This window comes from Mesorhizobium sp. KR1-2 (assembly GCF_040045035.1).
Classification (GTDB): domain Bacteria; phylum Pseudomonadota; class Alphaproteobacteria; order Rhizobiales; family Rhizobiaceae; genus Pseudaminobacter.
Window position 1 is genome coordinate 155,011 of the sequence record NZ_JBDZDS010000012.1, and the last position, 13,294, is coordinate 168,304.

The 13,294-nt window shown below is 63.9% G+C and carries 13 protein-coding genes; 6 read left to right on the forward strand and 7 right to left on the reverse strand.

All coding sequences use genetic code 11. The features are described 5' to 3' along the window. Positions 1 to 102: 102 nt before the first annotated feature. From ABLE85_RS21485 to lpdA, 5 genes are all read left to right on the forward strand, one after another. The gene (locus tag ABLE85_RS21485; protein ID WP_348794752.1) at positions 103 to 3,093 is read left to right on the forward strand and encodes a 2-oxoglutarate dehydrogenase E1 component; all 2,991 of its coding nucleotides are present in this window, start codon (positions 103 to 105) and stop codon (positions 3,091 to 3,093) included. A 30-nt stretch (positions 3,094 to 3,123) separates the two neighbouring features. Next, a complete protein-coding gene (gene odhB / locus ABLE85_RS21490; protein WP_348794753.1) occupies positions 3,124 to 4,374 on the forward strand; it encodes a 2-oxoglutarate dehydrogenase complex dihydrolipoyllysine-residue succinyltransferase in 1,251 nt (416 codons plus the stop codon). Between the two features lie 147 nt (positions 4,375 to 4,521). Next, on the forward strand, positions 4,522 to 4,953 hold the full coding sequence (locus ABLE85_RS21495; RefSeq protein WP_348794754.1) for a VOC family protein: 432 nt from the start codon (positions 4,522 to 4,524) through the stop codon (positions 4,951 to 4,953). Continuing rightward, on the forward strand, positions 4,950 to 5,705 hold the full coding sequence (locus ABLE85_RS21500; RefSeq protein ID WP_348794755.1) for an SDR family oxidoreductase: 756 nt from the start codon (positions 4,950 to 4,952) through the stop codon (positions 5,703 to 5,705). The genes ABLE85_RS21495 and ABLE85_RS21500 overlap by 4 nt, the downstream gene beginning before the upstream one ends. Before the next feature lie 21 nt (positions 5,706 to 5,726). Continuing rightward, positions 5,727 to 7,130, forward strand: a complete 1,404-nt coding sequence (gene lpdA / locus ABLE85_RS21505) for a dihydrolipoyl dehydrogenase (protein WP_348794756.1) — start codon at positions 5,727 to 5,729, stop codon at positions 7,128 to 7,130. 59 nt (positions 7,131 to 7,189) lie between these two features. Here lpdA and msrA read toward each other — a convergent pair whose 3' ends face one another. The 7 genes from msrA to ABLE85_RS21540 form a co-directional block, all read right to left on the reverse strand. Then, positions 7,190 to 7,804, reverse strand: a complete 615-nt coding sequence (gene msrA / locus ABLE85_RS21510) for a peptide-methionine (S)-S-oxide reductase MsrA (RefSeq protein ID WP_348794757.1) — start codon at positions 7,802 to 7,804, stop codon at positions 7,190 to 7,192. Between the two features lie 86 nt (positions 7,805 to 7,890). After that, positions 7,891 to 8,526, reverse strand: a complete 636-nt coding sequence (locus ABLE85_RS21515; protein ID WP_348794758.1) for a DUF480 domain-containing protein — start codon at positions 8,524 to 8,526, stop codon at positions 7,891 to 7,893. Between the two features lie 173 nt (positions 8,527 to 8,699). Continuing rightward, entirely contained in the window at positions 8,700 to 9,479 is a 780-nt protein-coding gene (locus tag ABLE85_RS21520; protein ID WP_280820935.1) for a succinate dehydrogenase iron-sulfur subunit, read from the reverse strand. A 15-nt stretch (positions 9,480 to 9,494) separates the two neighbouring features. Then, the gene (sdhA, locus tag ABLE85_RS21525) at positions 9,495 to 11,333 is read right to left on the reverse strand and encodes a succinate dehydrogenase flavoprotein subunit (RefSeq protein WP_348794759.1); all 1,839 of its coding nucleotides are present in this window, start codon (positions 11,331 to 11,333) and stop codon (positions 9,495 to 9,497) included. 3 nt (positions 11,334 to 11,336) lie between these two features. Beyond that, a complete protein-coding gene (gene sdhD / locus ABLE85_RS21530; protein WP_348794760.1) occupies positions 11,337 to 11,720 on the reverse strand; it encodes a succinate dehydrogenase, hydrophobic membrane anchor protein in 384 nt (127 codons plus the stop codon). Positions 11,721 to 11,722: 2 nt separating this feature from the next. Beyond that, positions 11,723 to 12,127: a succinate dehydrogenase, cytochrome b556 subunit gene (gene sdhC, locus ABLE85_RS21535; RefSeq protein WP_348794761.1), complete on the reverse strand. Its 405-nt coding sequence runs from the start codon at positions 12,125 to 12,127 to the stop codon at positions 11,723 to 11,725. A gap of 288 nt (positions 12,128 to 12,415) precedes the next feature. Then, positions 12,416 to 12,790, reverse strand: a complete 375-nt coding sequence (locus ABLE85_RS21540; RefSeq protein ID WP_348794762.1) for a hypothetical protein — start codon at positions 12,788 to 12,790, stop codon at positions 12,416 to 12,418. A gap of 144 nt (positions 12,791 to 12,934) precedes the next feature. On the opposite strand from ABLE85_RS21540, the gene ABLE85_RS21545 reads away from it, so the two are divergent. Then, on the forward strand, positions 12,935 to 13,282 hold the full coding sequence (locus ABLE85_RS21545; protein WP_348794763.1) for a hypothetical protein: 348 nt from the start codon (positions 12,935 to 12,937) through the stop codon (positions 13,280 to 13,282). Positions 13,283 to 13,294: the final 12 nt, after the last annotated feature.

Consider the following 13,294-nt stretch of genomic DNA (forward strand, 5'->3'; position numbering starts at 1 on the left):
TCAGCCCGGCACATTCGAGGGAAAGGAAGGACGGGCAACCGTTCGTTCGCGGCATCGCCGCAGGCAAGGCAAGGAGACGGAGCCAGGGGCTCCGAAGATAAAATGGCGCGACAAGATCAGGCCAACGATCAATTTTCCCTCACCTCGTTCCTCTATGGCGGCAACGCCGACTATATCGATGCGCTCTATGCCGCCTATGAGGAAGACCCGACGTCGGTCGATCCGGAATGGCAGCAGTTCTTTGCGTCGCTGAAGGACGATGCCGGCGATGTCCGGAAGAATGCGCGCGGCGCGTCCTGGTCCACGCCGAGCTGGCCGCTCCAGGCCAATGGCGAGCTGGTATCCGCGCTGGACGGCAATTGGGGCCTCGTCGAAAAGACCATCGAGAAGAAGGTCAAGGATAAGGCCGTCGCCAAGGGCGCGGTCCTGTCCGATCTCGACGTGCTGCAGGCGACCCGCGATTCGGTGCGCGCCATCATGATGATCCGCGCCTATCGCATGCGCGGCCATCTGCACGCGCAGCTCGATCCGCTCGGCATCGCCAAGCCAATCGAGGACTACAACGAGCTTTCGCCGGCGTCCTACGGCTTCACTGAGGCCGACTACGACCGCAAGATCTTCATCGACCATGTGCTCGGGCTGGAATACGCGACCATCCGCGAAATGCTCGACATCCTGCAGCGCACCTACTGCTCGACGATCGGCGTCGAGTTCATGCATATCTCCAACCCCGAGGAGAAGGCCTGGATCCAGGAGCGCATCGAGGGGCCGGACAAGGGCATCGCCTTCACCGCCGAGGGCAAGAAGGCGATCCTGCACAAGCTCGTCGAAGCGGAAGGCTTCGAGCAGTTCATCGACGTCAAGTACAAGGGCACCAAGCGCTTCGGCCTCGACGGCGGCGAGTCGCTGATCCCGGCGCTGGAGCAGATCGTCAAGCGCGGCGGCCAGCTCGGCATGAAGGAGATCGTGCTGGGCATGGCGCACCGCGGCCGCCTCAACGTGCTGTCGCAGGTTATGGCCAAGCCGCACCGCGCCATCTTCCACGAATTCAAGGGCGGCTCCTACGCGCCGGACGACGTCGAAGGTTCGGGCGACGTGAAGTACCATCTCGGCGCTTCCTCCGACCGCGAGTTCGACGGCAACAAGGTGCACCTGTCGCTGACCGCCAACCCCTCGCATCTGGAAATCGTCGACCCCGTCGTAATGGGCAAGGCGCGTGCCAAGCAGGACCAGCTCTACGGCCGGAACCCGCGCCACGAAATCGTGCCGCTGGACGTGCGCGCCCAGGTGCTGCCGCTGCTCATCCATGGCGACGCGGCTTTCGCCGGCCAGGGTGTGGTTGCCGAAATCCTTGGGCTTTCGGGCCTGCGCGGCCACCGGGTCGCCGGCACGCTGCACGTCATCATCAACAACCAGATCGGCTTCACCACCAATCCGCGCTTCTCGCGCTCGTCGCCCTATCCGTCGGATGTGGCCAAGATGATCGAGGCGCCGATCTTCCACATCAACGGTGACGATCCGGAAGCCGTGGTCTTTGCCGCCAAGGTGGCGACCGAGTTCCGCATGAAGTTCCACAAGCCGGTGGTTGTGGACATGCTCTGCTATCGCCGATTCGGGCACAACGAAGGCGATGAGCCGGCGTTCACGCAGCCGATCATGTATCGCAACATCCGCGTCCATAAGACGACGACGCAGCTCTATGCCGAGAAGCTGATCGCCGAGGGGTTGGTGACGGAAGCCGAAGTCGAGAAGATGAAGGCCGACTGGCGCGCGAATCTCGAAGCCGAGTTCGAGGCCGGCCAGGCCTACAAGCCGAACAAGGCCGACTGGCTGGACGGCGCCTGGTCGGGGCTCAGGGCTGCCGACAATCAGGACGAACTGCGTCGCGGCAAGACCGCCGTGCCGGTCAAGACGCTGAAGGAGATCGGCAAGAAGCTGACCGAGGTGCCTGCCGGCTTCGAGGCGCACCGCACCATCGCCCGCTTCCTCGACGCGCGGCGCAAGATGATCGAATCGGGCGAGGGGCTCGACTGGTCGACGGCCGAGGCGCTGGCCTTCGGCTCGATCGTGCTCGACGGCAACCCGGTCCGCCTCTCGGGCCAGGATTCCGAGCGCGGCACCTTCTCGCAGCGCCATTCGGTGCTCTACGACCAGCGCGACGAGAGCCGCTACATCCCGCTCAACAACCTGTCGCCCGCCCAGGCGAACTACGAAGTCATCAACTCGATGCTTTCGGAGGAAGCGGTCCTCGGCTTCGAATACGGCTACAGCCTCGCAGATCCGAAGGCGCTCACGCTCTGGGAAGCCCAGTTCGGCGACTTCGCCAACGGCGCGCAGGTGGTGTTCGACCAGTTCATCTCGTCGGGCGAGCGCAAATGGCTGCGCATGTCGGGCCTCGTCTGCCTGCTGCCGCACGGCTATGAAGGGCAGGGCCCGGAGCATTCGTCCGCGCGCCTGGAGCGCTTCCTGCAGCTCTGCGCGGAAGACAACATGCAGGTGGCCTACTGCACGACGCCGGCTAACTACTTCCACATCCTGCGCCGGCAGCTGAAGCGCGACTTCCGCAAGCCGCTGATCCTGATGACGCCCAAGTCGCTGCTGCGCCACAAGCGCGCTGTGTCGACGCTGGCCGAACTGTCGGGCGAAAGCTCGTTCCACCGCCTGCTGTGGGACGATGCGCAGTACCTCAAGGACCAGCCGATCAAGCTGCAGAAGGATTCGAAGATCCGCCGCGTCGTGCTGTGCACAGGCAAGGTCTATTACGACCTCTACGAGGAGCGCGAGAAGCGCGGCATCGACGACATATATCTGCTGCGCGTCGAACAGCTCTACCCGTTCCCGGCCAAGGCGCTCATCACCGAGCTTTCGCGCTTCCGCGGCGCGGAGATGGTGTGGTGCCAGGAAGAGCCCAAGAACATGGGTGCGTGGTCGTTCATCGACCCGTATCTGGAATGGGTGCTGGCGCATATCGACGCCAAGCATCAGCGCGTGCGCTACACCGGCCGCCCGGCATCGGCATCGCCGGCGACCGGCCTGATGTCCAAGCATCTCGAGCAGCTCCGTGCGCTTCTCGACGACGCACTCGGCGAATAATCTCTCAGTTCAGAAAACGGATAGGCAAAAATGGCTACCGAAATCCGCGTCCCGACCCTCGGCGAATCCGTCAGCGAGGCGACCATCGGCAAGTGGTTCAAGAAGGTGGGTGACGCGATCGCCGCCGACGAGCCGCTGGTCGAGCTCGAGACCGACAAGGTGACGATCGAAGTGCCGGCTCCTGCTGCCGGCCAGTTGCAGGAGATCGCTGCGAAGGAAGGCGAGACAGTGGGCGTCAATGCGCTCCTCGGCACGATTTCCGCAAATGGCGGTGCCGCAGTGGCGCAGGCCGCAGGTGCGGCCGGGGCGTCGACCGTGAGCGAAGCGGTTGAAAAGACCGCGAAGATCGCCGGCTCGAGCCCGATCGAAGAGCGCAAGATGCCGCCCGCGCCGGCCGCGGCCAAGCTGATCGCCGAAAGCAATCTCGCTGTCGACCAGATCGCCGGATCCGGCAAGCGTGGACAGGTGCTCAAGGGCGACGTGCTCGACGCGATCGCCAAGGGCATTACGGCGGTTCCTGCCGCCCCTGCAGCGGCACCGGCACCGGTTGTCGCGCGTGCGCAGTCGCCGGCCGGCGACGAGGTGCGCGAGGAGCGCGTGCGCATGACCAAGCTGCGCCAGACGATTGCGCGCCGCCTGAAGGACGCCCAGTCGACCGCCGCCATGCTCACCACCTTCAACGAGGTGGACATGAAGGCGGTGATGGACCTGCGTTCCAAGTACAAGGACGTGTTCGAGAAGAAGCACGGCGTGAAGCTCGGCTTCATGGGCTTCTTCACCAAGGCCGTGACGCATGCGCTGAAGGAAATCCCGGCGGTCAACGCCGAGATCGACGGCACCGACATCATCTACAAGAACTACGCCCATATCGGCGTGGCTGTGGGCACCGAGAAGGGCCTCGTGGTGCCGGTGGTGCGTAACGCCGACCAGATGTCGATCGCCGAGATCGAGAAGGAAATCGGCCGCCTCGGCATCGCCGCGCGCGACGGCAAGCTCTCGGTCGCCGACATGCAGGGCGGCACCTTCACCATCTCCAATGGCGGCGTCTATGGCTCGCTGATGTCGACGCCGATCCTCAATGCGCCGCAGTCGGGCATCCTCGGCATGCACAAGATCCAGGAGCGGCCGATGGTGGTCGGCGGGCAGATCGTCATCCGTCCGATGATGTATCTGGCGCTTTCATACGATCACCGCATCGTCGACGGCAAGGAAGCCGTGACCTTCCTGGTGCGCGTCAAGGAAAGCCTGGAGGATCCGGAACGCCTGGTGCTGGACCTCTAAGTTCCGCTTTCCTACGAAGCGCGGATGCCTTGTCATGCAGGGCATCGAGGCGCTTGCGTATCTCGAAACGGCGCATGGCTCCCTTGCGCAAAACCGATTTCGGTTTGTGGGGCCATGCGTTAGGCTGCCGCCGAAAGGAGCGGACCCATGGCCTTCGAACCGAACATTCCCCCCATTCAGGTGCATCTGTGCGTCAAGGGTGGTCGTGAGGCGATTGCCTTCTACGAGAAGGCGTTCGACGCGGTCGAGACCTACGAGCAGATGGCCGAGGACGGTGTGCGCGTGCTGCACGCCAACCTCTCCATGTTCGGCTCGGAAGTGATGCTCCACGACGAGTTCCCCGAGTTTTCCAGCGATGTGCTGTCGCCGACGAGCCGCGGCGGCGCGGGGCTGACCATCAACATCAACCTGCCCAAGCCCGGCGATGTCGATCGCGCGGTCGAGCAGGCGGTTGAAGCCGGCGCGAAGGTGACCATGCCAGCGGCCGACATGTTCTGGGGTGCGCGCTACGCCAAGATCACCGATCCCTTCGGTCATGTCTGGGCCTTCAACGCGCCGCTGGGAACATCCCAGTCATGACGGCAACGGGACGGGTTCTGCTGGTGACAGGCGGCGGGCGCGGCATTGGCGCGGCCATCTGCCGACAGGCCGCGAAGGCAGGCTACCGCGTGGCGGTCAACTATGCCTCCAACGAGGCTGCGGCCACAGCGGTTGTCCGGGAGATAGAAGCCGGCGGTGGCCAGGCGATCGCCATCCGGGGTGATGTCGGCAGCGAGGCCGATGTCGTCGCAATGTTCGAGGCGGTTGACCGTGCATTCGGACAGCTTGACGCGCTCGTTAACAATGCCGGCATCGTCGACATGAAAGCGCGCGTCGACGAGATGAGTGCTGCGCGGCTGGAGCGCATGATGCGCATCAACGTCATCGGCTCTATGCTCTGCGCCCGCGAGGCGGTGAAGCGCATGTCGACGCTGCACGGCGGGGAGGGCGGTGCGATCGTCAACATCTCCTCGGCCGCCTCACAGCTCGGCTCGCCGGGCGAATATGTCGACTACGCCGCCTCCAAGGGCGCGATCGATACTTTTACAACCGGCCTTTCTCGCGAGGTCGCGGGCGAGGGCGTGCGCGTCAATGCCGTGCGGCCGGGCATCATCGACACCGAGATCCATGCCTCCGGCGGTCAGCCGGATCGCATCGCGGCGATACGCGGCTTCGTACCGATGAAGCGGGAAGGCAAGGCAGAGGAAGTCGCCCAGGCCGTGCTCTGGCTCTTGTCGGACGAGGCATCCTACACGACGGGCGGAATTTTGAACGTAAGCGGCGGACGCTGACAGCAGCTGAAGGAAGAAGAAATGGCATATGATGTTGTGGTGATCGGATCGGGCCCGGGCGGCTATGTGTGCGCCATCAAGGCTGCACAGCTCGGCCTGAAGACGGCCGTGGTCGAGAAGCGCGAAACCTTCGGCGGCACCTGCCTCAATATCGGCTGCATCCCCTCCAAGGCGCTGCTGCATGCATCCGAGATATTCGCCGAGGCTAGCCATTCCTTCGATACGCTGGGCGTCGAGGTGGAGCCGAAGCTCAACTTGAAGAAGATGCTGGCGCACAAGGACACGACGGTGGCGGCCAACGTCAACGGCGTCGCCTTCCTGTTCAAGAAGAACAAGATCGATAGCTTCCGCGGCACCGGCAAGGTCGTGTCGGCCGGCAAGGTTTCTGTCACTGACGAAGACGGTAGCGTGCAGGAGATCGAGACGAAGAACATCGTCATTGCCACCGGTTCGGACGTCGCCGGCATTCCGGGCGTCAAGGTCGATTTCGACGAGAAGGTGATCGTCTCCTCCACCGGCGCGCTGTCGCTCGACAAGGTGCCGGAGAACCTGATCGTGGTCGGCGGCGGCGTCATCGGCCTGGAGCTCGGCTCGGTCTGGGCGCGTCTGGGCGCCAAGGTCACCGTGGTCGAATATCTCGACACCATCCTCGGCGGCATGGACGGCGAGGTGGCAAAGCAGTTCCAGCGCATGCTGGCCAAGCAGGGATTCACCTTCAAGCTCGGCTCGAAGGTGACGGGCGTGGCAAAGACTTCCAAGGGCGCGAGCGTGACCTTCGAGCCGGTCAAGGGCGGCGACGCCGAGACCATTGAGGCCGATGTCGTGCTGGTGGCCACAGGCCGCGCCCCTTACACGAACGGGCTGGGCCTCAAGGAGGCGGGCGTGGAGATGGACGAGCGCGGCCGCGTGAAGATCGACGCGCATCTCCAGACCAACGTGCCGGGCATCTATGCGATCGGCGACGTCATCGACGGACCGATGCTGGCGCACAAGGCCGAGGACGAGGGCGTGGCCGTGGCCGAAATCATCGCCGGCCAGGCCGGCCATGTGAATTACGACGTCATCCCCGGCGTGGTCTACACGAGCCCGGAAGTGGCTTCCGTCGGCAAGACCGAGGAAGAACTGAAGAAGGCCGGCGTCGACTACAAGGTCGGCAAGTTCCCCTTCACTGCCAATGGCCGCGCGCGCGCCATGCTGCACACGGATGGTTTCGTGAAGATCCTGGCCGACAAGGCGACCGACAAGGTGCTTGGCGCCCATATCGTCGGCTTCGGCGCCGGCGAGATGATCCACGAAGCGGCGGTGCTGATGGAGTTCGGCGGCTCGGCGGAAGACCTTGCCCGCACCTGCCACGCGCACCCGACCATGTCGGAAGCGGTCAAGGAAGCCGCCCTGGCGACCTTCTTCAAGCCGATCCACATCTGATCGCAAAAATTGAGCGAAGATGAAACGGGCGCCTAAGGCGCCCGTTTTCATTTGTCGGGTCAGTGTACTGCAATGCCCTGGTGCGCGGCGTTGCCCCACACCTCATCCACGCGCGCATCGCGACCGCAGGCGTAGCGGTAGTAGCGATAGCGGATCGGGTTTTTCTTGTAATAGTTCTGGTGATAGTCCTCCGCCGGCCAGAAGGTCGGCGCCATGACGATCTCGGTGGCGATGGGCTTCTTGAGCTCAGTCTCGATCGCGGCTTTCGATTTTTCTGCTTCCGTGAGTTGGTCCTTGTCGACCGCGTAGATCGCGGTCGTATAGCTGTGGCCGCGGTCGCAGAACTGACCGCCGGCATCGGTCGGGTCGACCGAGTGCCAAAAGGCGTCGAGCAGCTTGGCGTAGCTGGTCTTCGAGTCGTCGAATTCGATCTTCACCGCCTCGCGGTGGCCGGCGGCGGTGTGGTTCTCATAGGTCGGATGGTCGTTGGAGCCGCCGATATAGCCGGAGGTGGTCGAGACTACGCCTGGCACGTGGTCGAAATCGCTTTCCACGCACCAGAAGCAGCCGCCGGCGAAGATGGCGGTCTGGGTCTTCGCCAGGGCGCTATCGGCCGGCGTCGCCAGCACTGCGGCCAGAGCGAAGGCGCTGAGGATGACGGACTTGGCGAGCATCGAAAAAATCCTCCTGCGCTGACACGTAGCCGAGCCGCAAGAGGTTTCAAAATCAAGCCAGCGTGATTCGGTCGAGTGGCGCCCGATCAGGCACCCAGCGCGTCGAGGCGAGCGCGCAAGGTCGCGACCTCTTCCTCCAGCGCCTGCAGCCGCGCCTCGATGTCCGACGCAGGCATGGCCGACGGGCCGCGTTGAGCCGCAAGGGCGGCAACATCGATAGGTCCGCTCAGGAGATGGGCATAGCGGTCCTCGCGCTGGCCGGGGCCGCGGCCGATTTCCTGCACCAGCGCCGGGCGCTTGCTAATCAGCATGTCGAGTTCCTGGCGTAGATCTTCCATCGACTGGAAGCGCGCCATGCGCTCGCTGCGCGCCAGAAGCTCCCCGGCAGTCTGCGGCCCGCGCAGAAGCAGCAGGCCCAAAATGGCGATCTGCGGCGAAGTCAGCGAAAAGCGCTGCGCTGCAAGATGCTCGTAGCGCTCGACCCGCGAGCCGAAGACCTGGCGCACCAGGCCCTTCTGCTCAAGGGTCTTGAGCCCCCGATGGACCTCTACCTGCTCCAGCGCCATGACCGGCTCTCGCGCCGTCTTCTGGTTGGCGGCGGCGTGGGCGGCATTGAGGGTCAGCGGATAGACGTCCGGCGTCAGCTCCTTCTTCTCGATCAGGCAGCCAAGCACGCGGGCTTCGATAGGGGTAAGAACGGGGAGGTCTGTCGTGGGTTCCATGCCGCAGCTATTGGCACAAAATGGCCTTGGCAACAACGTTGTCGCAAAGCGAGCGAGAACTTGCGGCTATCGGAAAGGATCGTGCTTAGGCAAAAAAGAAGCGCGATGACGGTTGGTCATCGCGCTTCATCGGTTCAAATCCGTGCCGCTCGGCCGGAAAGGGGGCGTGGGTCTTAGACCCGGCGCTCCACCATCATCTTCTTGATCTCCGCAATCGCCTTGGCGGGATTAAGACCCTTCGGGCAGGTCTGCGCGCAGTTCATGATGGTGTGGCAGCGATAGAGGCGGAACGGATCCTCGAGGTTGTCGAGGCGTTCGCCGGTCGCTTCGTCGCGGCTGTCGATCAGCCAGCGATAGGCCTGCAGGAGCGTAGCCGGGCCGAGATAGCGGTCGCCGTTCCACCAGTAGCTCGGGCAGGAAGTGGAGCAGCAGGCGCACAGAATACACTCGTAGAGCCCGTCGAGCTTGGCGCGGTCTTCATGGCTCTGCAACCACTCCTTGGCCGGCTCCGGCGACACCGTCTTCAGCCACGGTTCGATCGAGCGGTGCTGGGCGTAGAAGTTGGTGAGGTCGGGCACCAGGTCCTTCACCACCGGCATGTGCGGCAGCGGGTAGATCTTGACCGCTCCGGAGATGTCGTCGCAGCCCTTGGTGCAGGCCAGCGTGTTCGAGCCGTCGATGTTCATGGCGCAGGAACCGCAGATGCCTTCGCGGCAGGAGCGGCGCAGCGTCAGCGTCGGGTCGATCTTGTTCTTGATCCACAGAAGCGCGTCGAGAACCATCGGCCCGCAATCGTCCATGTCGACGAAATAGGTGTCGATACTCGGGTTCTCGCCGTCGTCCGGCGACCAGCGATAGATGCGGAACTCGCGCAGGTTGGTCGCGCCCTCGGGCTTCGGCCAGGTCTTGCCCTGCTTGATCTGGGAGTTCTTGGGAAGAGCCAGTTCAACCATCTCGATCTCCCTCGATCAGTACACGCGCGCCTTGGGCGCGATCTTGGCGAGGCTGATGCCGCCTTCCGATTCCGGCAGCAGCGTCTCGGTGTGCACCGGGCGGTAATTCAGGGTCACCTTGCCGTCCTCGGCGACATGGGCCAGCGTGTGCTGGCGCCAGTTCGCATCGTCACGCGAGGGGAAGTCCTCGCGGGCATGCGCACCGCGGCTCTCCTTGCGGGCCTCGGCGCCATAGACGGTGGGCAGCGCGTTGGCCATGAGGTTTTCCAGCTCCAGCGTCTCGACGAGATCGGAGTTCCAGATCATCGAGCGGTCGGTGACCTTGATGTCCCTCAGCTCGCCCCACAGCGCCGACATGCGCTGGCAGCCCTGCTCCAGCGATTCCTGGGTGCGGAACACGGCGGCGTCTTCCTGCATGGTGCGCTGCATCTTCTCGCGCAGCACTGCCGTCGGCGTGCCGCCATTGGCGTGGCGCAGCCGGTCGAAGCGATCCATGATCTTCTCGACGGCCTGTTCGTTGATCGCCGGAATGGGGGCGGCGCGGTCGATCACCTCGCCGGCGCGGATTGCCGCGGCGCGGCCGAACACGACCAGGTCGATCAGCGAGTTGGAGCCCAGGCGGTTGGCGCCGTGCACCGAGGCGCAGCCGGCTTCGCCCACGGCCATCAGGCCGGGCTGCACGCGATCGGGATTGTCCGCGGTCGGGTTCAGCACCTCGCCCCAATAGTTCGTGGGAACGCCGCCCATGTTGTAGTGCACGGTCGGCAGCACGGGGATCGGCTCGCGGGTCACATCGACGCCGGCAAAGATCTTTGCGCTCTCCGAGATGCCCGGCAGGCGTTCGTGAAGAACCGCCGGATCGAGATGGTCGAGGTGCAGGTAGATGTGGTCCTTGTTCTTGCCGACGCCGCGACCCTCGCGGATTTCCAGCGTCATGCAGCGCGAAACCACGTCGCGCGAGGCAAGGTCCTTGGCCGACGGCGCGTAGCGTTCCATGAAGCGCTCGCCCTCGGAGTTGACCAGATAGCCGCCTTCGCCGCGGGCGCCCTCGGTGATGAGGCAGCCCGAGCCGTAGATGCCGGTCGGGTGGAATTGCACGAATTCCATGTCCTGCAGCGGCAGGCCGGCGCGCGCCACCATGCCGCCACCGTCACCGGTGCAGGTGTGGGCGGAGGTCGCCGAGAAATAGGCGCGGCCATAGCCGCCGGTCGCAAGCACGACCATCTTGGCCGCGAAGCGGTGGATGGTGCCGTCATCGAGATTCCAGGCCACGACGCCGGTGCAGACGCCGTCGGTCATGATCAGGTCGAGCGCGAAATACTCGATGAAGAACTGTGCGTTGTTCTTGAGCGACTGGCCGTAGAGCGTGTGCAGGATGGCGTGGCCGGTGCGGTCAGCGGCCGCGCAGGTGCGCTGCACGGGCGGGCCGTCGCCGAAATTCTGCATGTGGCCGCCGAAGGGGCGCTGGTAGATCTTGCCTTCCTCGGTGCGCGAGAAGGGCACGCCGTAGTGCTCGAGCTCATAGACGGCGGCCGGTGCCTGGCGCACCATGTATTCCATGGCGTCGACGTCGCCGAGCCAGTCCGACCCCTTGACGGTGTCGTACATGTGCCACTGCCAGTTGTCGGGGCCCATGTTGGACAGCGAAGCGGCAATGCCGCCCTGTGCCGCGACCGTGTGCGAGCGGGTCGGGAAAACCTTGGTGATGCAGGCAGTCTTCAGTCCCTGCTCGGCCATGCCGAGCGTTGCGCGCAGGCCGGAGCCGCCCGCACCCACGACGACCACGTCGAACTTGTGATCGACATAGGTGTAGTTCTTGCCTGCCGATGCCGTGCCTTTGTTGTCCTTGGCCACTGGTCAGCCCCCGAATGCTAGTTTGAGCAGGGCGAAAACCGAAGCAACGCCAACCGCGATCGTGAAAAACGTGTTGAGCATGAGCAGGACGAGCTTGCTGCCCTCGCCATGGACATAGTCCTCGATGATCACCTGCATGCCGAGCCGCATGTGATAGAGCGCCGACAGCAGCATCGCGATCAGGATCAACGCCACGAAGGGATTGGCGAGCACCGTGCGCACCTGGACATAGTCGCCGCCGTTGAGCGCAATCAGAAGCCCGACGAAAAAGAGCGTAAGCGGTACGTTGGCGACCGCTGTCAGCCGCTGGCGCCAGAAATGGTCGGTGCCTTCGTGGGCCGAGCCCAGGCCGCGGACCTTCTTGAGAGGAGTACGCATGTCCGACATGATCAGGCTCCCCGCACCATGTAGCCGATGATCCATATCGCCAATGTCAGCACGACCGACACGACGACGGTGGCCCAGGCGATCTTGGAAGCCGTGTGCTTTTCGAGGCCGGCGCCCATATCCCAGACCAGGTGGCGGATGCCGCCCAGCATGTGAAGCATCAGCGCCCAGGTATAGCCAAACAGGACGAGGCGGCCGATCCAGGTGCCGAAGATCCAGTTGACGAAATCGAAATAGCTTTCCGATGTCGCGGCCGCGATCAACCACCAGGCGACCAGCAGTGTGCCGACATAGAGTGCGCCGCCAGTGATGCGATGCAGGATCGACGTCGTCATGGTGATCGGCGGCTTGTAGATGGTCAGATGCGGCGACAGAGGCCTTGCTTGGGTGGCTGGTATCTTGCTCATGGCTCCCCTTTCCGGCGCCGGACATTCCGATGCGCAAAAACGGCATGCCCTTCGCGGAATGCGACTTAGGTTAGCCGCGTTCTAATGCGGTTTTTGCACCGCGTCAAAGTAGGATAATCGTTTCACGCCGCGTATTTGGCTCAAACCGCCAGACGGTCAAGCAATGGCGCTTGCTTCAATCGATTGAAGCGGGCGGAAGGCCCATGTTGCGCCGAAATCCCCGAGAGTATGCGGCCGGATTTCGGGCTACGTGTTGCACCGCACACTCCATGCCCCGAATCAGTGCTGTCAGCGTCGGCAGTTCAATGGCTGCTTGCCGCTTTTCATGTAGAGCGCCTCGTTCCCGTCCAGAACCAGCGCGTAGGGCGTCTGGCCATAGCGCGACTGCTGGGTGGCAGGAGATGCCGGCAGTTCGACGCTGTCGCCTTCTGGGTCGACGACTTGGACCGAGGTGCGGAAATTATCGACTGTGATAGCGCGGCCCGCGCCGCAACTGTAGGTGGCGTGGCTCGGCTGCGGCGTGTCGGCGTCGTAGGCAACGCTCACCTTGGGGGCTGCGCCGCCGGCGTTGCTTTCCGAGACGCACGAGGCTGCGAGCAAAAGCGGGCTCAGGACCAGTGCCGAGCGCAGGATCGCGCCGCCGTCGAGTCTTCGCTGATTCATATGCGCAAACTATCCGGTTAGGCAGCGCCAGATCAACCACGACGGCTGGAGCGCCTCGAATCCGTTCCGGGCGAGGGGCTGTCGATGCAAGGGGCTTAACAAAGGTTAAGAAATGGTTGATGCTGATTGCGGGAGGTTACGCCCATGCGTCGGAGCAAAATCAAAACGAGCCTGATGCCTGCAGTCCTGGCCGGTCTGGTCGCCTTTGCGGCGCCTGCGGCTGCGGGAGATCACATCTATGCCGATTCTTTTGGCAACCTGATTGTCGACAGCGCCGCCGGATACAAGCGGATCGTCGTCGGACAGGGGCACCTCGCCCGAAAGGCTGCCCAATTCTCTCGTTCACACGAACCCGGGATGATCTACCCGGACTCTGATCCTGCGCTGGCGATGCAAGAGTGCTTTCAGGGGCCTGTCCTGATTAAAGGGCGCAGCTACATGTACGGCTTCGACCAGGGCGCCATTCCATTCCAGGGCGGCCCTTGCCTTTGATCGGGGCCGGCA

Coding starts and splice junctions, on each gene's coding strand:
- ABLE85_RS21495 (WP_348794754.1), top strand. CDS start 4,522: ATGGCCTTCGAACCGAACATTCCCCCCATTCAGGTGCATCTGTGCGTC.
- sdhD (WP_348794760.1), bottom strand. CDS start 11,720: ATGTCGGACATGCGTACTCCTCTCAAGAAGGTCCGCGGCCTGGGCTCG.
- msrA (WP_348794757.1), bottom strand. CDS start 7,804: ATGCTCGCCAAGTCCGTCATCCTCAGCGCCTTCGCTCTGGCCGCAGTG.
- lpdA (WP_348794756.1), top strand. CDS start 5,727: ATGGCATATGATGTTGTGGTGATCGGATCGGGCCCGGGCGGCTATGTG.
- ABLE85_RS21545 (WP_348794763.1), top strand. CDS start 12,935: ATGCGTCGGAGCAAAATCAAAACGAGCCTGATGCCTGCAGTCCTGGCC.
- odhB (WP_348794753.1), top strand. CDS start 3,124: ATGGCTACCGAAATCCGCGTCCCGACCCTCGGCGAATCCGTCAGCGAG.
- sdhC (WP_348794761.1), bottom strand. CDS start 12,127: ATGAGCAAGATACCAGCCACCCAAGCAAGGCCTCTGTCGCCGCATCTG.
- ABLE85_RS21515 (WP_348794758.1), bottom strand. CDS start 8,526: ATGGAACCCACGACAGACCTCCCCGTTCTTACCCCTATCGAAGCCCGC.
- ABLE85_RS21520 (WP_280820935.1), bottom strand. CDS start 9,479: ATGGTTGAACTGGCTCTTCCCAAGAACTCCCAGATCAAGCAGGGCAAG.
- ABLE85_RS21540 (WP_348794762.1), bottom strand. CDS start 12,790: ATGAATCAGCGAAGACTCGACGGCGGCGCGATCCTGCGCTCGGCACTG.
- ABLE85_RS21500 (WP_348794755.1), top strand. CDS start 4,950: ATGACGGCAACGGGACGGGTTCTGCTGGTGACAGGCGGCGGGCGCGGC.
- ABLE85_RS21485 (WP_348794752.1), top strand. CDS start 103: ATGGCGCGACAAGATCAGGCCAACGATCAATTTTCCCTCACCTCGTTC.